Genomic DNA, 15,729 nt, shown 5'->3' with positions numbered 1-15,729 from the left:
AGAGTGACATAGAGCCAGGCTCGTGCGCCGTGGCTATCTCCAATCACATTCAATCAGCGGTCATCTTAACGCAAAACGTGATCTGAACAAGAGGGTGACCGGTGGCCGCGGGGCGGCACATGGGGCTGCTGACCGAGCCGTGCGGTTGGGGTCCTGCGGGGTTGGGGGGGTTGTTTCCGCCCGATGTACAAGACAAGCGAGCGTGAGTGCGTGGTAGTATCACGCATCGAACAACCGAAAACGGCTGTCGGTTCGCGAACTGAGATAACCATTTTTGAATTTTTAATTGCTGATGGGGGCCGAGAACGTCTTCGCGTATCGATGATACCGGCAGTGAAGATCCGGGGCAACAATGCGTTTTGTAACCAAAAAATTAAGCCGTGTTGCAATCATGCCGATCTGGCAACGTGGCAATCCGTATCTCGGTCTCCTTGCCGACTCGCTGCGGGCAAGAGGGCTCGACGTTTCGTATGATGCACTTCCGTGCGCACCCTTTGGCTTTACCCGTTACCGGCTTACCAATCGGGATATTGATGTTATTCACGTCCACTGGGTAGCTGCGCTTATCACTCGTCTGACCTGGTCTCGCTCGAGCAGCCTGTTTGCCCTTAAGCGCTCTCTGTTTCGACTGGATGTCATGCTGGCGCGGCTCCTTGGTTTGCGCATTGTGTGGACCATACACAATTATTACGCTCATCAGGGCTTTGATCGGGAGCGTGAAAGGCTGATAAGACGGGCGTTTTTACGTTTTGCACACAGGGTTATTGTCCACAGTGATCCAGCGTTGCAGAAACTGATGCAGATTTATGGCACTGCGCTTCCCGAAAAGGCGTCTGTGATTCCCCACGGAAATTACGATAGTGTTTATCCGCCGTCTTCGATGTCGAGTGCTGACCTAAGAGGGGCGAAGGCGATCGCTGCCGACGCGGTCGTGATCCTGTACTTCGGTGCGCTGCGACCTCAGAAGGGGTTGTCAACACTGAAAAAGGCGGTGGTGGAAGCGGGGGGGCTGCCAAACAACTGCTGGCTGATTCTTGCGGGGCATTGTGAACCGGAAGATCGGCGGGAGTACGAGGAAGCATTCTCTGGTTTGGACCGAGTGGTGCTTGATTTCCGGTATGTTCCGGACTCGGAGCTGATGGACTACATCACACTGGCCGATGTGGTGTTGATCCCTTTTTCAGAGACCTTGACGTCGGGTTCGGTGATTCTTGCGATGACGTGCAAAAAGGCATTGATCCTGCCCGAGTCCGCTTTGGTGCTGGGCGTGGTGCCGCCAAACGGAGCAGTTTATTTTTCTTCGGCTACGGATTTGGCGCAGCGGCTACAGACCCTCGATCGAGGGGAGCTGGCGGCAATGGGCGAACAGAACCGATTGGCCGCAGATGCTTTGGCTTGGGATAAGGTTGCGGGCAAGACAATCGAAACCTATGAGTTGGCCTTACGCTGACTAAAGAACGAACAAGCTCTCAGCCTGAGGGTAAATCTAGTTAAGGGAGGCCTGATGTCTCCCAAGGAGTGCGGAAAATGGAAAGCTGTGTAGCTTTCGTGTCCGACCAGCGGTATTTGCCACTGATGATGGCAACCGCCACCACTGCAGTGAACCGCAGTAGCATGCGGTTCCCAATAGCCTTGCTAGGATTCGGGGTGCCGCTTGCGGTGAAGCAGGATGTCTGTGCCTACTTTGCCAACTTGGGTGTGGATATTGAATTTATCGATCACTCTGGAGAGGCGCATGGTCTGGATTGGAGTGCGCTGCCTGTCAAGCTCAAGGATATGTCGACCGCCGCCTATGGCCGACTGATTCTGCCAGAACTCCTGTCGCATCACCGCAATATTTTGTACATGGATGGCGACATGCTGGTTGATGCGGATCTAGGCGAACTCATCGCCAACCCCCCTGTGCGGTTGGCTGCCGTAGAGGCCATTCATCATATCGATAAACAACCTCAGGTTTATGAGCTGAATCCATCGCTCAAAAGGCGCCGCTCCTACTTTAATTCCGGCCTGTTTTATATCAATGTCGATTTTTGGGCAACAGAGGGTGCTGGCAAACAGGTTGTTGAGCTCATAAAAAGCGAGCGTATCAAGACGCCGTTGCATGATCAGGACTATCTCAATATCTGTTTCGGCGATATCTACCAGAGGCTTGATCTCAGATGGAATTTCACTTGGCCGATGTCATACCTGGTTCCTGCGCTTAGGCCCTTTATTGTGCATTTTGCAGGTCGGCTGAAACCCTGGGATCAGGATGAATGCCGATGTCCCGAGGTCTTTTCCAAGGTCTACAAGCGGTTGTTCGCACAGATGCCCCGCTCGGTGACAGGCAGCATCCCGGAACTGGGCTTTCAGGAGTGGGAGCGCAAGCGCCTACGGCGCCTTCGGTATCTGTTGGCGTTCGGCAAGCCGAGTGGGTCGAGTTGGAACAAGCGGCACGCTAGCGTGTTAGAGGATTGGTGTGGAGAGGCATCCCGTGTCTAAAAGAGTCAATCACTCACCTGATACTGGTAGATGACGGGATTCCACGAATCCCCCTGCTGGTAATCGTTCTTCCCCATGAGATAGAGCTTGCTCGTCACCGAGTCGAAGTAGGCGCCGATGATCCAGGGTGCTTCGGGCGCGTGCGGTGCTAGGAACCCCCATTCGACTGGCTTTGGCTCGGATGGGTTCTGGGCGCCGAAGATGTCATCCTGATCCCAGATCCAGTAATAGTTGTCGTAATCATTTTTGATGCAGGTGTAATTACCCTTGTTGCCGCCGTATGGCGGTTCCCCGTAACTAATGCCACCCTCTTGGCCGGCGTTCAAGCCAATCGAAATGTAGCTGTCTTTCCAGAAAAAGCTCACCTCATAGCGAGACAAGCGATTGAAGATCGGGTTTGCGGGTCGGTTGCACCCTCCGGTCCCGTGTTCTCCTGGTGTCAGCGTGTGCGGATAGTACAGGTGTGGCGTTAGGGCGATGGTGTCGCCGCGCTTTTCAGGGACGGTTCCGTCCCATCCATGCAGGCCCGCGCCGGTCGACACACGGCTGATGATGTTCGTCCAGTGCTCGGGGTGCATGTAGAGCCGGCCACCGACCTTGTCGATCAGATCATCGGGTGTCCGCAGAATTTGACCTGCGGCCATTTGGCGATTGGTGACGTTGAAATAGCCCTGTTTATTGCTCCCGTCTGGGTCCATGACGGCAATGAACTTGGTGTTGCTTTTATTGGCATCGTAGTGTGCATTGATCGTGATGTAGAGCTTGTCGACAATGTCGTCGTAGTAGACATCGCTCAGGTGAGTGCGGCGCGTCTTTTCAGGCTCGACAGGGAAAAAGGGCACCACGAGTTCTGCAATTGGCATATCCGCGATATTCGTCGTTAGCGCTGGCGTTGGTTTGGAATATTTGCCGACGGCCTTTGTTTTGTTTCGGTTGTTCGTGAGCCAGATGCCGTCATCTGTGACCGCGAAACCGCCCTTCATGCCATTGATTTCTCCGATCTCGTCCCAGCGCCCCTTGCGATGGCGCCAGGCGCCCTCGAAGGTGAGTGTCGGCATGCGCGAGGTCGCCCCGGGCGCAATCCACGGCCCCTGAGCTGGCTCTGGAGAGTCAGACTCAACCTCGGCTAAGGCGACAGTAAGCAGCTGCTCATGAGCGAAGGCGCTGTCGTCATCAGAGATGAATGCGCCTTGGTCACTGCCCTGGCCGGCTTGCAGTGACATCGCGGCTACCACCAGCAAAGCGCTCAGGAGACGGGGATTGGTATACATAAGGGGTGTCGCTGCAATCGATACAAGGCTTGGGTTCTGGCGGAGATCACGCGTGGCGCAGCCTGAGGGATTCAGTCACTGACGTGGTATTGGTAGATGACGGGATTCCACTCGTCCTGCCCCTGCAGGTAATCATTCTTCCCCATGAGATAGAGCTTGCTCGTCACCGGGTCGAAGTAGGCGCCGATGATCCAGGGTGCTTCGGGGGCTAGTGGTGCTAGGAACCCCCATTCGACTGGCTTCGGGTCCCATGGGCTCTGGGCATTGAAGATGTCATCCTGATCCCAGATCCAGTAATAGTTGTCGTAATCGTTTTCGATGCAGGTGTAATTGCCCTTGTTGCCGCCGTAAGGCGGATGCCCGTAGGCGATGCCGCCTTGTTGTCCTGCATTCAAGCCAATCGAAATGTAGCTGTCCTTCCAGAAAAAGCTCACCTCATAGCGAGACAAGCGATTGAAGATCGGATTTGCAGGTTGGCTGCATCCTGAGGTCCCGTGCTCGCCCGGGGTCAGCGTGTGCGGATAGTAAAGGTGCGGCGTGAGGGCGATGGTGTCGCCTTGATTGTCAGGAACGCTACCATCCCATCCATGCAAGCCTGCGCCGCTTGACACACGGCTGATGATGTTCGTCCAATGCTCGGGGTGCATGTACAGACGACCGCCGACTTGATCGATTAAATGATCGGGCGTACGCAGAATTTGACCTGCGGCCATTTGGTGATTGGTGACGTCGAAATAGCCCTGTTTATTGCCGCCGTCTTGGTCCATGACGGCGATGAAGTTGGTATTGTTTGTGTCGGCGTCGTAGTATTCATTGATCGTGATATACAGCTTGTCGACAACCTCGTCGTAGTAGATATCGCTCAGGTGGGTGCCGTTCGTGCCTTCTGGCTCAACAGGGAAAAAGGGTACCAGGAGTTCCGCAATTGGCATCTCGGCGATTTCTGTCGTCAGCGCCGGTACCGGTCTGGTGTATTTCCCGACGGCCTTTGTTTTGTTTCGGTTGTTCGTGAGCCAGACGCCGTCATCTGTGACCGCGAAACCGCCCTTCATGCCGTTGATTTGCTCGATCTCGTTCCAATGCCCCTTGCGATGGCGCCAGGCGCCCTCGTAGGTCAGTGTCGGCATGCGTGAAGTTGCCATGGGGGCAATCCAAGGTCCCTCAGCAGGCTCTGGATAGGACTCCGTCTCAGGATAGTACGGCCTGGGTAATGCTCCACCATCCGGCAGGTAGCTTGCGACTGATTCTAGAGTCTGCTGCACGTATTCATTGGATTGCGTCATGCCAATAAAGAGGTCGACCGCGGCGCGACGTCCGCTGTCCAACTCGCCGAGCCACCACTGAAAACCGGCGACGTCAGGCTCTCGGCCGAGCACCGTCAAGTACGCGTGGGTGACCAACTCATCGTTAGAGAGGATTCCGTCCTGGTTCTGATCCGCCAGTTCCACAAGCTCTTCGGCGTCAATGAAGTGCCTGGTCAGGCTGTTTAGGTCATGACGCCCCTCGACCATCTCTGTGGTCCACCAAGCGAAGCCAGTATCATCTGGAAAACGTCCCAAGGCGCCGGAGTAGATGCGAAATAATTGTGCCGCTGAGGCGGGAATAATGGCTCCGTTGTCCAGTCCGATGTCGGCGTTCCAAAAGGCATTGTCGTCGTCAATCAAAAACGCGCCTTTGGCGCTGGCTTGTCCTGATTGATGCAGCAATGTGGCTGCCACCAGTACAAGGCTCAGAAAATAGCCTAGTCCTGAGTTGCGTCGATGAGAGTTGTTATCGGGTGTGATTAACATGATAGGCGGTCAGATTCTTGAGTTGTAGGCCGCTAATCGTTCTGATAGGTGCATGGAGTCTAGGTCAGTGTCTCAGGCTGCGCCTCTGGCTCAAGTTTGCGTACAAAACGAGCGGGGTTTCCAGCCATGATGACTTGGGCCTTGACGGGAGTTGTGATCACGCAGCCGGCACCTATCATGCTGCCCCGGCCAATGTTGGCAGCGACGATGGCGCCTTCGCCGATCCAAACGTTTGGTTCGATGGTGATGCGTTCCAGCCGTTCGGGTGAGTACGGGGTCCAGGTGCCGTCATCGTCCAGAATGTGCAGAGCGGTGCCACTTAGAATGCTTGCGCGGCTGCCGATGAGACAGTGTTGGCCGAGAATAGCTGATCCAATCAAGGCGTAACTGCCGATGTAGACATGGTCCGCTACCATCGTCGCTCGGTGTGAAAAGATGGTTCCAAAACCGATGTAGCTGTCTAGGGAACATTGTTCTAACGCGATTGAATAGAATCCGCGGCGTAAGAACACGCCGGGCAGGCCTGGGAGCAGGGCGACCACATGAGTACAGATGTTAAAGATGACCTCAACGTCTTTGGAGATCAGCTTTTCTTCAATCTTGCATAGCAGCGTTAGAGGGAGCATCAGCACTTGGGAAGACACGTTGAGCAGATTTTTCAGGCGTGTTCTCATAAGCAATTTCAATCAAGTGCTTTTTCGCGGGGTAAGCCGGACTTGGCCCGTGACGGGGTGGAGCTGATGTGTTTGTGTCGGCGCCAGAGATCTCGGATCAGCGCAGCTTCGGTCCGGCACAAGCTGATGCCTCCGGCGCCAAGTAAGAGTAAGTATACTAAACCAAATGTGGTGATCTGTGCGGCTAGCGCCGCCAGGGGCTGATCCAGGTTTTGCGACAGGCGTTCGGCGGATAGCGCGGCGATACTAGTGGCAATCGCAATGACAGCGAACGGCCACCAGGGCATGGCTTTTTTGAGGTGCAATGATGTGTGGCAGATGCCGGCGAGAATCAGGAGGTTCAGGCAGCCGGCGAGACCGCGGAATAATGCGACCTCGGCGGCGGTGCCACTGGCAGCGAGCGCTAGTGCTGCAGCGACGATGAGCAGGCTGAGCACATCGAGTGCGAAGAGCAGACGTACCCGTGCGTGCGCGACCAGTAGTCGCTCATAGACGACTGCATGGCAAAAGTACAGCAATAGCAGGCTCATGCTGGCCAGGATTGGGGCGGCTTGTGTCCATTGCGGTCCGAGTAGTACTTGCACGATCGATTTGGCGAAGCAGGCGATGAAGACTGCGGCCGGAACGATTAAGGCGGCGACGGCGCTGAGGCTGATGCGGAGGTGGCGCGCGAGCGCATCAGGGGCTTCCCGCGAGAGACGGAACATGGCCAGCAAGGGCTCGGTTCCTGGAATGACGACGTTGTGCGCGGGCAACATGGCGATGTCTCTAGCCATGTGGTATTGGCCGAGGGTGGCGGCGGGAAAGAGCTTGGAGACGAAGAGCGTATCGACTTGTGATCTTGTGTAGCCGATGACGCCTTTGAACAGCATCCAGCTTGAGAACGCCCATTGCTGTCGCGCGTGCAGGAGGGTTAAGCGCGGGCGATGCGGGGCGATGCGGTAGGAGCCGGCAGCGAACAGCAGACTGGCGAACAGGTCGCCAACGATCATGGCCCAGTAATTCTGCCAATGCCAGGCGAGGGCGATGACCAAGAAGAAGGCGGCGGCGCGTTGGATGACGGACAACCAAAAGATTCCCCGATACCGGAGGTCTTGTTTGAGCAGGTTGATGCGCGCGCTGGCCAGGGCGTTGATGGGAAGCACGAAGGCGCCGATGCGCAGCGCATTCTCGAGTGCTGGCTGCTCGAGGAAGGTGGCGATTGCGGGTGCGGTGAGCTGAAGCAGTAGCCAGAGCGCCCACTTCATGCACTGATCGAGGGTCCATGCGGTGTCGAGGTCGTCGCGCGAGACTTCGGCCTTGCGGATGATGTACTCGTCCGAGCCGGTGCTGGAGAGTACATCGAAGAAGTAGACGATGATGGACACCAACGCTACTAGGCCGAAGTCTGTTGGTGTGAGTAGGCGGGCAAGCACCAGGGTGCTGATCAGGCCCAAGCTGCGGTGTATCAGCTTGATCGCGACCAGTAGGGCCGAACTGCCCAGGACTCTTTGCGCCGATATCATGGGTTTGGGCTGGCTCGCTGCTACGGCCGCATGAAGCTGGGGATGCCGTGCATGGGTTTAGAGGCTGATCCAGGGGCGCAGACGTGAACCGAGAGCAATGGTGAGGGGCAGGGGCAGGTGTCGCCACAGCGCTTCGGCGCTGCGTCTGATGCGTCCGGCCGGTGCGGTGGTGGCCTGTGTTGGTTGCGGCTCTTGGCGGTCTTGGATCGCTGTGTGATCAGTCTGCTTTTCTATGCGGTGCCAGTCGAGTGGGACGGGACGCGCTCCCCATTGGGTTTTGAAGCGGTAAGTGCCTTCGCCGAAGCTGGAGCGACCAAAGTCAAAGCGTCGGGCTCCGCGTTCAATCACCGCCTCGAGCAACGCCCAGTACAGCAGCATGTTGGGTGCCAGATGATTGGAGTCCCGCAGCGTTGAGGCCCAAGGGATGGCTGCGCGCGGGCCAGCGAGTAGCACAATGCCAGCTCCTACAACTGCACCATTGAGTTCGACGAGCCCGACCAGGCAGTCCTCGCCATAGTGCTGAGCGATGGCGTGAAACCAGCGTCGGCTGTGGGTGGGCGAGCCAAGGTCGCGCATGTTGCGGGCGAAGATGGGGTAGAAGGCATCGATGCGCTCTGGGCCGCTGCCCACGCCTGAGATCAGGCCGTTCTTGCGGGCCTTGTTGATCTGGCTGCGGTGCTTGCTCTTGAAGCCTGCAAGCAGGGTGTCGGCGCGCTCTGGCAGGTCCAGCAGCAGGCGGACTTTTTGTCCCGGCTCGAGCTTTTTGGTCGCAGCGTCGTCGAGCGGGGTGTCGTCGCCGCGCGTTCCGCGTAGTTCAAGCGGCCCGGTTTCGTCAGCAAGCAGACCTGTTGTGAGTGCGGTGGTGATATCGGCAGAGTCCGCGAGTGGCTCTCCGCGATCGCAGTAGGGCAGCGCGCAGAGGGTGCCGCGCCGCAATGGATGCGGCATCCGCGCGGCGGGGAGAACCCCGATGATGTCACCTGTGTGGTTTTCCGCCAGGTAGTAGGTCGTTGCTAATCCGTAACCCTGCTCAAGCGCCTGCTTCCAGGCCCAGCGATGGTAGGGTGTGGAGCGCGAATGCGCAGTCACGTATTCGTCCCAGCGCGCGGCGTCGGTTGCCGCAGCTGGCCGTACGACTCGTACGACTGCGGCGCGGTTGCTGCTGGGTGAGGAGGCGGAATTAGTCACCGGGAGAAAGAATCTAGGTATCAGAGGCGTGGGATCAGCATGCTGCGCTAAAGTACAGCAAGGTTAGGCGTTATGCGACTTAATCGATGATGCTCGTTATCGAGCGATGGCGCGAGAGGTGGAGGCGTGTGGCGCTGCTGCTCTCTGTACCAGGAGTCAAGTGCTTTGCAGACGGGCGCGGCTTCCGCAGGGCGGGCCAGGTAGCTATCAATCGCAATGTTGCCAGCGTCCGATATGCATGACGGTGCGGCTTCATGCGGTTGGTTCATCGCAAAAGATGTCTTCGAGCGCTTGGGCCTCTAAGGCGCGGTTGAACCAGAGGGCTAGGGTCTCGGCGTCGGCAGTTTCAAGACGCTGGTGGATCGACTCGGAGGGCTCGCCGAAGCGTTTTGTTAATAGCTGCCGTAGTAAACGTGCTTCACCGCGTGCTTCACCAATGGCTTCACCCTGGCGCAGAAAGCGCTCGGCAAAGCCGCTGATTGCGGCGGCTTCCGGCGCGTGCTCTTGTTGGTAGATCATGCGTTCTTCCTCGCTCAAGTGCGCATAGATGTCGACGAAGTCGAGATATTTGAGTTGCCGCTCGGGGTCGGGTTCCAGTTCTAGCAGGCCGCGCACGGCGTCGGCGTAAACCGCTACCCGCTCGCTGCGCGGGTGGCGCATGTTTGGCAGATTGAGGCGGGCGATGAGATTGGGGCTGCCAAAATGATCGCGCGCCTGTTGCTGGCGAAAGGCGTAGGCGAGACAGGCGAAGGCCAGGTAGGCGCGCCGCTCGCTGCCAAGGCGGAGTTCGGTGGCGTAATGTCCGCCGCGCAGGAAAATCACCACGGGCACGATGCGCTCGGTGCCCAGCAGTTCGGCGACGTCCAGACAATAGTGAGCCAGCCGGTGGATCGAGAAGCGTCGGGTTTTGGTCTCTTCCTCGAACAGAAACAGCAGGGCTTCGCGCCGTCTGTCTGGCCACTCGACCAGCAGGGGTGTATCCAGTTCGCGGAACCGATCGCCGAGACGCTCCTTGAGCTGTTCTTCGCGCACTGGCAGATAGCGCACGCCGGGCGCGCTGAGGCCCTCGGCCTCATCGGGTGCAAACAACTCGATGGCTTGGCGTGGGTAGTCGATGATCAGATTTTTGAAGTTTTGGTCGTGACTGCTCGGCATGGTCAACCACCAGAACGGGTATCCGGCTCTCGTGCACTGTTCTTATGATGGTACAGGATTCGCGACGGGCAAGCGCCAAACTGGCCTTCGTTGGCTACCAGACCAGGGTAAGCCCGGGCGAGACCTCCAGCGCTACGCATCCGCGCCCAGATTCATCGGATCGGCGGGTACTTAGCCCAATATCAGCGCGTCTTTTTCGAGCGCTGATGGCCAGTTTGCGGCGTCATTGCTGGGTTACGCCTACCTGATTGATCGTTTCCGCCTGCCGGTGCTGCAGAGTGGGGCGCGGCGCTTCCGGTCAATCGTAAAAGATGTCCTCGAGCGCACGGGCCTCTAAGGCGCGGTCGAACCAGATGGCTAACGTCTCGGCGTCGGCGGTTTCAAGACGCCTCTCGATCAACTCGGAGGGCTTGCCGAAGCGTTTTGTTAATAGCTGCCGTAGTAAACGTGCTTCGCCGCGTGCTTCGCCGCGGGTTTCACCGCGGGCTTCACCAATGGCCTCACCCTGGCGCAGAAAGCGCTCGGCAAAGCCGCTGATTGCGGCGGCTTCTGGCGCGTGCTCTTGTTGGTAGATCATGCGTTCTTCCTCGCTCAGGTGCGCATAGATGTCGACTTCCAGCACCCCGCGCACGGCCTCGGCGTAAACCGCTACCCGCTCGCTGCGCGGGTGGCGCATGTTCGGGAGATAAAGCGGGCCGCTGCGCTCTGCGATCGCCGCCTCCAGCTGCCAAGGCGCTTTGCCGGGGCCGGCCTAGCTGATCTCGGCGGCGGGCATGCCTGCTTGCCGTTGAGCCATGTGCATTGCCCTTCGCTGCCTGCAAAGGGCCTGCCTGCCCATAGACTTTGACCAACGTAACCTTTTGCGTTACGCTCCACGACATGATTCAGTCGTTTCGCTGCCGTGATACCGAAGCCTTTTTCTACGGCAAACGCATCGCGCGATTCGTCCCTTTCGAGTCGGTCGCGATGCGTAAGCTGCAGCAGCTTCATGCAGCGCCAAATTTGGCGTTTTTGCGTCGTCCGCCCGGCAATCGTCTCGAGGCACTCACGGGTGATCGCGCCGGGCAGTACAGCATCCGCATTAACGATCAATGGCGCCTGTGTTTCTGTTGGGAAGACAACGCGCCATGGCAGGTCGAAATCGTCGATTACCATTAAATAGAGCAACCGATATGAACCGTGAAGTCGCACTGGTGCATCCTGGAGAAATCCTGCTCAAGGACTGGCTGGAACCACTCGGTATCAGTCAATATGCCTTGGCTCAAGCCATCGGTGTGCCCCGACGCCGCATCAACGAAATTGTCCGTGGGCAAAGGGCGATCACCGCCGATACCGCCACACGCTTAGGCGCCTTTTTCGATGTCGACGCACACGGCTGGCTCGCCCTGCAAGCGCATTACGACGCAGAACTCGCCCGTGAACGTCTGCAAGGGGAACTCTCGCGAATTCCCCGCTACGATCGGCTCACTTCCGCGCGCCGCACCCAAGAGCACGCACAGGCCTAGACCTGCCGGTCCTGTCATCGAAGATTGGTCTTACCGCATGACTCTCGACATCCACCACAGGCGTCACTGGCTCCTGTCACGAGCTGCGTTATCCCGCGCCCGATTCCCAGAGCGCTAACGGCTACCAGTCGCTGCTCATCGACCACGTCGGGCGGCTACCCTATCTGCTTGCCGCCGGCTACCAGTGTGCAAGGACGGCGCTGGCCGGGAAACTGGGTGAGGTGTTGGAAGGAACCGAGGTTGTTGTGCCTTGAGGCATTGGCTGCGCGGGTGGCGCATGTTCGGGAGATTTAGGCGGGCGATGAGATTGGGGCTGCCAAAATGATCGCGCGCCTGTTGCTGGCGAAAGGCATAGGCGAGATACGCGAAGGCCAGGTAGGAGCGCCGCTCGCTACCCAGGCGTAGTTCGGTGGCGTCATGCCCGCCGCGCCTGAACCCCGACGCCAACGGACTTACAGCGGGGTCACGAATCGAAAGTCGTTTGCAATTGAGTCACTTCATCCGTTCCCCTTAAACTCCCTGTCAGCCTCTTCCTATTTTCGCAGCCGCGGACTCTGACCATGCCGACTCCCCAGCCTGCCCTTGCGTCCTCAGGGTTCTTTCCCCCACCGCTGTCTCCACAGGGTGGGGAAGTCCCAGGCTTCAGTGGGCTCAACCTGCGCCTCCCACGGCAGTGCTCGCGCGATAACGACTGGCTCGTCGCGCTTTGCGAGGCCAACCGGGAACTGCGTATCGAACGCTCGTCACAGGGAGACATCGTCATCATGCCACCAACCGGCGCCGAAACGGGCGCACGCAATGCCGAGTTAACCCGCCTGTTCGGGAACTGGGCCGCCACCGATCGGCGAGGTCGCGTGTTTGACTCCTCCACCGGCTTTTTGCTACCCAACGGCGCCATGCGCTCGCCCGATCTGGCTTGGGTCCGCAACGCCCGACTGGCCAAGCTCAGCGCAGAGCAAAAGCGTGCGTTTCTGCCATTGGCTCCAGATGTTGTCATCGAGCTCGCCTCCGCCAGCGATCATCCGGAAGCACTCCATGCCAAGATGCGAGAATGGCGCGATAACGGCGTCGGGCTTGGCTGGTTGATCTTGCCTCAAGACCGACACCTTTGGCAGTACGCCCCTGATTCAGATCCGATCTGCTTGCAAGACCCAACCGAGCTGCGCGAGGGCGAGCTGTTACCCGGGCTGGCGTTATCCATGGCTGGGATTTGGGAAGCCGGATTTTGAGACCTCCGCCTGATCCTCTAGATGAATCGGCTTGCCGCACAGGCCAAGGCACTGCTGGAGGCCGGTCCCAAGAGCGAGCGCCCAGACGCCCGGTTCACGCTGTGGGCGGCGGGCATCACCAATGATGGTGATCCTTGTCGAGCGGCTCTGGCACCGGCTGCGCGTGCTGCAGTTTTAGTTGCCAAAAGCATCGGGCATTGCGATGTCAAGCTCGGCCCACTGACCTATCTGGTCGGTGGCAATGGCGCGGGGAACAGTAACGCAAAAGATGTCCTCGAGCGCGCGGGCCTCTGCCCGCCCCGCATCCGTGCTCATCCTGCTGTGGTTTGTTGCATTTAATGCATTTATAGCTATGATGCCGCTTAGGTCTTACCAAGAAGAGTGGCCCATGACAACCATAGAACGCGTGCATAAGGTCGCGTCTCCCGTCCTGACTGCAGCAGACAAGGATCTTGCACGAGCGGCGCAGCGCTGCATCATGGGCGCGCTAGATCATTCTCGGGCCGCAGCGCTGGTTCTGACGACGGAGAACGGTGAGCACCCACAGGTTGAGGTGCCGCCCGCCGCCCTGAGGCTCATCGGTCAGTTGCTCGGTGCAATAAGCCAGGACAAGTCGGTCGTGTTGATGCCGGCCGAGAGTGAGCTCACCACGGTTGAAGCCGCTCATTTTCTGAATGTTTCGCGTCCCTTCGTGATCAAGGAGATGGAGGCCGGTCGTCTCCCCTACCGAAAAGTCGGCACCCACCGCCGCGTCACCTTGAACAACTTGATGATCTACGAGAGGGCGATGCGCCAGCAGCAAGAGCAAGCGCTCGAGCGCATGGCCGATAACGCGAGAGAACTCGGGCTGGATTATTGATGGCTAGGCATGCGCGATACACGGCAGTCTTGGATGCATGTGTGCTGTATTCCATTGCTGTGACCGATGCCTTGATGAGCCTAGCGACGGCCGGACTCTTCGCTGCGAAGTGGACTGTTAAGATTGAGGACGAGTGGATTCGCGCACTGGAGACGCGACGGCCAGATTTGGCGGGGAAGTTGGATGTGCGACGGGACAGTATGCGTGCCGCAGTTCCTGATTGGGAGATACCGTCGGCCCAATGGCAGCGCTTGAACTTGATCGTCGAGTTGCCGGATCCGGATGACGCTCATGTGCTGGCTGCAGCTGTCGCTGGCCAAACTGATTGCATTGTAACCGATAACTTACGCGACTTTCCCGCCGACATTCTGAATGCTTTCGAGATCGAGGCGATTGATCCGGACACCTTTATCGTCCACCAGTTGGACCTTCATCCCATTGCGGCGATCTCCGCATTTAAACGTATGCGAGCGCGACGCAAAAAGCCGGAGACGACGCCGGATGAGTTTGCGAATGCGCTTGAAAATGCGGGGTTGGCCAGTACAGCTGAGCGGTTGCGCGAAGCGGCTGAGTTGATTTGAGGGTATCGAACAACTGAATGTTGGCGCCGCGCGGCTCACACTAGCCCCTCGGGGGTAGAAATGCCGGTCAATCGCAAAAGATGTCCTCAAGCGCTTGGGCTTCTAAGGCGCGGTCGAACCAGATGGCTAGCGTCTCGGCGTCGGCGGTTTCAAGACGCCTCTCGATCAACTCGGAGGGCTTGCCGAAGCGTTTTGTTAATAGCTGTCGGAGTAAACGGGCTTCGCCCTGGCGCAGAAAGCGCTCGGCAAACCCGCTGATTGCGGCGGCTTCTGGCGCGTGCTCTTGTTGGTAGATCATGCTTTAGTCCCTCGGCCTCATTGGGGGCGAACAACTTGATGGCTTGGCGCGGGTAGTCGAGAATCAGACCCCAGGACGCGCCCCCGCTCTCGTGTCGGGAGCCCGTTATACTTGCGGAAAAGGCTCCGTCTAACTCGGGGGCGCGCTAGCATGAAGCACCAAACAGAGAATACGGGTAATGACCATGGTTTACGCCGAACTGATCGAGAAACTGGAGAGGCTGCCGGACGAAAAGCGGGCAGAGGTTTTCGATTTCGTTGATTATCTGGCCGCCCGATTTACCAGCCACCGAGCCCCGATCGTGGATCACTGGACTGATCAGGAGTTTGCCGACATGGCAATGCAGCAGGCATTGCGTGGCATGGATGATGATTCGGTTATTTACGGCGACACCGATCTCCGCGAGCGTTGGCAATGAAACGCGCTGGGCAAATCGCCTTGACGCCCTTTCCCAACACCGATCTCTCCGGCTCCAAGCGACGCCCCGTCTTATTGATCCGTCAGGCATCCATCCGCTTCGATGACTGGCTCGTTTGCATGGTGTCCTCGCAACTGCATCAGGCCGAGACTGGTTTCGACGACACCCTGGAATTGGTGGACAAACTCAAGACTGCGGGCTTTGCGCCCGAGCAGGCAGAAGCGGTCGTGCGCGCCATCGGGACGGCACAGGATGAGCACGTGACGAAAGCCAACCTAGAGCAAGCCCTAGCTCCAATCCGCACCGATCTAACACTGTTGAAGTGGATGATGGGCGCTGTGCTGGCGGGGATCGTTTCGCTGATCATCAAGGCCCTGCTCTGACCAGCGCCAAACTGGCATTCGTTGACTACCCGGCCTAGGGCAGGCCCGGGCGAGACATTCAGCGCTACGGCCCGTGCGGAGGCTATGTCATGCTCGACGGCGAGTGCTACGCCATCCGCGCCCAGATCCACAGTATCGGTGGGTACTCAGCCCATGCCGACCAGTGGGATTTTATCGAGTTTGTCACCGGCATTCCCAGGGTGCCGTCTACACGATGATGTCAGTCTGCGCCAACCCGGTGATCAGCTTCGACAGCGCCTTGGTGTTGGCGCGGCGCGAGACAGGGCGGCTGGGCGAGCAGGCGCGTGAGCGGGCGGTATATGAAGCGATGTAGTTTGTTTAGTAGCTTGACAATATTTAGCAAAGATTGCCAACATCGTCCCCGGAGGTGA

The 15,729-nt window shown here is 58.3% G+C and carries 19 protein-coding genes; 11 read left to right on the top strand and 8 right to left on the bottom strand.

Features of this window, described 5'->3' with window-relative positions; translation table 11 throughout:
• The first annotated feature begins 352 nt into the window (after nucleotides 1-352).
• Both CCR96_RS14225 and CCR96_RS14220 read left to right on the top strand, forming a co-directional pair.
• Nucleotides 353-1,450 carry a glycosyltransferase family 4 protein gene (locus tag CCR96_RS14225; RefSeq protein WP_201220770.1) on the top strand — a complete coding sequence of 366 codons (1,098 nt, stop codon included), beginning with the start codon at nucleotides 353-355 and terminating at the stop codon, nucleotides 1,448-1,450.
• Between the two features lie 77 nt (nucleotides 1,451-1,527).
• Nucleotides 1,528-2,481 carry a glycosyltransferase family 8 protein gene (locus tag CCR96_RS14220; RefSeq protein WP_201220769.1) on the top strand — a complete coding sequence of 318 codons (954 nt, stop codon included), beginning with the start codon at nucleotides 1,528-1,530 and terminating at the stop codon, nucleotides 2,479-2,481.
• Nucleotides 2,482-2,486: 5 nt separating this feature from the next.
• Here the strand turns inward: CCR96_RS14220 and CCR96_RS14215 are convergent, their stop codons facing one another.
• The 7 genes from CCR96_RS14215 to CCR96_RS14185 all read right to left on the bottom strand — a co-directional run bounded on the left by CCR96_RS14215 (nucleotide 2,487) and on the right by CCR96_RS14185 (nucleotide 10,740).
• Nucleotides 2,487-3,752 carry a hypothetical protein gene (locus CCR96_RS14215; RefSeq protein WP_201220768.1) on the bottom strand — a complete coding sequence of 422 codons (1,266 nt, stop codon included), beginning with the start codon at nucleotides 3,750-3,752 and terminating at the stop codon, nucleotides 2,487-2,489.
• Between the two features lie 71 nt (nucleotides 3,753-3,823).
• Nucleotides 3,824-5,542 carry a DUF4214 domain-containing protein gene (locus CCR96_RS14210; RefSeq protein ID WP_201220767.1) on the bottom strand — a complete coding sequence of 573 codons (1,719 nt, stop codon included), beginning with the start codon at nucleotides 5,540-5,542 and terminating at the stop codon, nucleotides 3,824-3,826.
• 59 nt (nucleotides 5,543-5,601) lie between these two features.
• Nucleotides 5,602-6,216, bottom strand: coding sequence for an acyltransferase (locus CCR96_RS14205; RefSeq protein WP_201220766.1), 615 nt, complete (start codon nucleotides 6,214-6,216; stop codon nucleotides 5,602-5,604).
• 8 nt (nucleotides 6,217-6,224) lie between these two features.
• Nucleotides 6,225-7,721, bottom strand: a complete 1,497-nt coding sequence (locus tag CCR96_RS14200) for an oligosaccharide flippase family protein (RefSeq protein ID WP_274601121.1) — start codon at nucleotides 7,719-7,721, stop codon at nucleotides 6,225-6,227.
• Between the two features lie 57 nt (nucleotides 7,722-7,778).
• The gene (locus CCR96_RS14195) at nucleotides 7,779-8,909 is read right to left on the bottom strand and encodes a GNAT family N-acetyltransferase (RefSeq protein ID WP_201220764.1); all 1,131 of its coding nucleotides are present in this window, start codon (nucleotides 8,907-8,909) and stop codon (nucleotides 7,779-7,781) included.
• Between the two features lie 252 nt (nucleotides 8,910-9,161).
• A complete protein-coding gene (locus tag CCR96_RS14190) occupies nucleotides 9,162-10,064 on the bottom strand; it encodes an RpnC/YadD family protein (protein ID WP_201220763.1) in 903 nt (300 codons plus the stop codon).
• A gap of 298 nt (nucleotides 10,065-10,362) precedes the next feature.
• Entirely contained in the window at nucleotides 10,363-10,740 is a 378-nt protein-coding gene (locus CCR96_RS14185; protein WP_201220762.1) for an RpnC/YadD family protein, read from the bottom strand.
• A gap of 203 nt (nucleotides 10,741-10,943) precedes the next feature.
• On the opposite strand from CCR96_RS14185, the gene CCR96_RS14180 reads away from it, so the two are divergent.
• The 6 genes from CCR96_RS14180 (at nucleotide 10,944) to CCR96_RS14155 (ending at nucleotide 14,238) form a co-directional block, all read left to right on the top strand.
• Complete coding sequence (locus CCR96_RS14180) at nucleotides 10,944-11,222, top strand: type II toxin-antitoxin system RelE/ParE family toxin (RefSeq protein WP_200239158.1); 279 nt, start codon at nucleotides 10,944-10,946, stop codon at nucleotides 11,220-11,222.
• Nucleotides 11,223-11,236: 14 nt separating this feature from the next.
• Nucleotides 11,237-11,569 (top strand): HigA family addiction module antitoxin, encoded by a 333-nt coding sequence (locus CCR96_RS14175; RefSeq protein ID WP_200238535.1) that lies wholly within the window; start codon nucleotides 11,237-11,239, stop codon nucleotides 11,567-11,569.
• Nucleotides 11,570-12,129: 560 nt separating this feature from the next.
• Entirely contained in the window at nucleotides 12,130-12,798 is a 669-nt protein-coding gene (locus CCR96_RS14170; RefSeq protein WP_200238553.1) for a Uma2 family endonuclease, read from the top strand.
• Between the two features lie 21 nt (nucleotides 12,799-12,819).
• On the top strand, nucleotides 12,820-13,137 hold the full coding sequence (locus CCR96_RS14165; RefSeq protein ID WP_200238558.1) for a hypothetical protein: 318 nt from the start codon (nucleotides 12,820-12,822) through the stop codon (nucleotides 13,135-13,137).
• Between the two features lie 49 nt (nucleotides 13,138-13,186).
• A complete protein-coding gene (locus CCR96_RS14160) occupies nucleotides 13,187-13,657 on the top strand; it encodes a helix-turn-helix domain-containing protein (RefSeq protein ID WP_200238563.1) in 471 nt (156 codons plus the stop codon).
• The gene (locus CCR96_RS14155; RefSeq protein ID WP_200238566.1) at nucleotides 13,657-14,238 is read left to right on the top strand and encodes a PIN domain-containing protein; all 582 of its coding nucleotides are present in this window, start codon (nucleotides 13,657-13,659) and stop codon (nucleotides 14,236-14,238) included. The genes CCR96_RS14160 and CCR96_RS14155 overlap by 1 nt, the downstream gene beginning before the upstream one ends.
• A gap of 67 nt (nucleotides 14,239-14,305) precedes the next feature.
• Here the strand turns inward: CCR96_RS14155 and CCR96_RS14150 are convergent, their stop codons facing one another.
• Nucleotides 14,306-14,536: a hypothetical protein gene (locus CCR96_RS14150; protein ID WP_201220761.1), complete on the bottom strand. Its 231-nt coding sequence runs from the start codon at nucleotides 14,534-14,536 to the stop codon at nucleotides 14,306-14,308.
• 178 nt (nucleotides 14,537-14,714) lie between these two features.
• On the opposite strand from CCR96_RS14150, the gene CCR96_RS14145 reads away from it, so the two are divergent.
• The 3 genes from CCR96_RS14145 to CCR96_RS25350 all read left to right on the top strand — a co-directional run bounded on the left by CCR96_RS14145 (nucleotide 14,715) and on the right by CCR96_RS25350 (nucleotide 15,555).
• On the top strand, nucleotides 14,715-14,954 hold the full coding sequence (locus tag CCR96_RS14145) for a hypothetical protein (protein ID WP_200238574.1): 240 nt from the start codon (nucleotides 14,715-14,717) through the stop codon (nucleotides 14,952-14,954).
• Nucleotides 14,951-15,337 (top strand): CCDC90 family protein, encoded by a 387-nt coding sequence (locus CCR96_RS14140; RefSeq protein WP_201220760.1) that lies wholly within the window; start codon nucleotides 14,951-14,953, stop codon nucleotides 15,335-15,337. The genes CCR96_RS14145 and CCR96_RS14140 overlap by 4 nt, the downstream gene beginning before the upstream one ends.
• 89 nt (nucleotides 15,338-15,426) lie before the next feature.
• Nucleotides 15,427-15,555, top strand: a complete 129-nt coding sequence (locus CCR96_RS25350) for an MBL fold metallo-hydrolase RNA specificity domain-containing protein (protein WP_338034925.1) — start codon at nucleotides 15,427-15,429, stop codon at nucleotides 15,553-15,555.
• The last annotated feature ends 174 nt before the right edge of the window (nucleotides 15,556-15,729 follow it).

It is taken from the genome of Halochromatium roseum, assembly GCF_016653315.1.
GTDB lineage: Bacteria > Pseudomonadota > Gammaproteobacteria > Chromatiales > Chromatiaceae > Lamprobacter > Lamprobacter roseus.
This window is presented reverse-complemented; position numbering and strand designations above follow the sequence as displayed.

Coding starts and splice junctions, on each gene's coding strand:
- CCR96_RS14225 (WP_201220770.1), top strand. CDS start 353: ATGCGTTTTGTAACCAAAAAATTAAGCCGTGTTGCAATCATGCCGATC.
- CCR96_RS14170 (WP_200238553.1), top strand. CDS start 12,130: ATGCCGACTCCCCAGCCTGCCCTTGCGTCCTCAGGGTTCTTTCCCCCA.
- CCR96_RS14140 (WP_201220760.1), top strand. CDS start 14,951: ATGAAACGCGCTGGGCAAATCGCCTTGACGCCCTTTCCCAACACCGAT.
- CCR96_RS14150 (WP_201220761.1), bottom strand. CDS start 14,536: ATGATCTACCAACAAGAGCACGCGCCAGAAGCCGCCGCAATCAGCGGG.
- CCR96_RS14215 (WP_201220768.1), bottom strand. CDS start 3,752: ATGTATACCAATCCCCGTCTCCTGAGCGCTTTGCTGGTGGTAGCCGCG.
- CCR96_RS14185 (WP_201220762.1), bottom strand. CDS start 10,740: ATGCGCCACCCGCGCAGCGAGCGGGTAGCGGTTTACGCCGAGGCCGTG.
- CCR96_RS14175 (WP_200238535.1), top strand. CDS start 11,237: ATGAACCGTGAAGTCGCACTGGTGCATCCTGGAGAAATCCTGCTCAAG.
- CCR96_RS14155 (WP_200238566.1), top strand. CDS start 13,657: ATGGCTAGGCATGCGCGATACACGGCAGTCTTGGATGCATGTGTGCTG.
- CCR96_RS14210 (WP_201220767.1), bottom strand. CDS start 5,542: ATGTTAATCACACCCGATAACAACTCTCATCGACGCAACTCAGGACTA.
- CCR96_RS14145 (WP_200238574.1), top strand. CDS start 14,715: ATGACCATGGTTTACGCCGAACTGATCGAGAAACTGGAGAGGCTGCCG.
- CCR96_RS14220 (WP_201220769.1), top strand. CDS start 1,528: ATGGAAAGCTGTGTAGCTTTCGTGTCCGACCAGCGGTATTTGCCACTG.
- CCR96_RS14200 (WP_274601121.1), bottom strand. CDS start 7,721: ATGATATCGGCGCAAAGAGTCCTGGGCAGTTCGGCCCTACTGGTCGCG.
- CCR96_RS14205 (WP_201220766.1), bottom strand. CDS start 6,216: ATGAGAACACGCCTGAAAAATCTGCTCAACGTGTCTTCCCAAGTGCTG.
- CCR96_RS14160 (WP_200238563.1), top strand. CDS start 13,187: ATGACAACCATAGAACGCGTGCATAAGGTCGCGTCTCCCGTCCTGACT.
- CCR96_RS14165 (WP_200238558.1), top strand. CDS start 12,820: ATGAATCGGCTTGCCGCACAGGCCAAGGCACTGCTGGAGGCCGGTCCC.
- CCR96_RS25350 (WP_338034925.1), top strand. CDS start 15,427: ATGCTCGACGGCGAGTGCTACGCCATCCGCGCCCAGATCCACAGTATC.
- CCR96_RS14180 (WP_200239158.1), top strand. CDS start 10,944: ATGATTCAGTCGTTTCGCTGCCGTGATACCGAAGCCTTTTTCTACGGC.
- CCR96_RS14190 (WP_201220763.1), bottom strand. CDS start 10,064: ATGCCGAGCAGTCACGACCAAAACTTCAAAAATCTGATCATCGACTAC.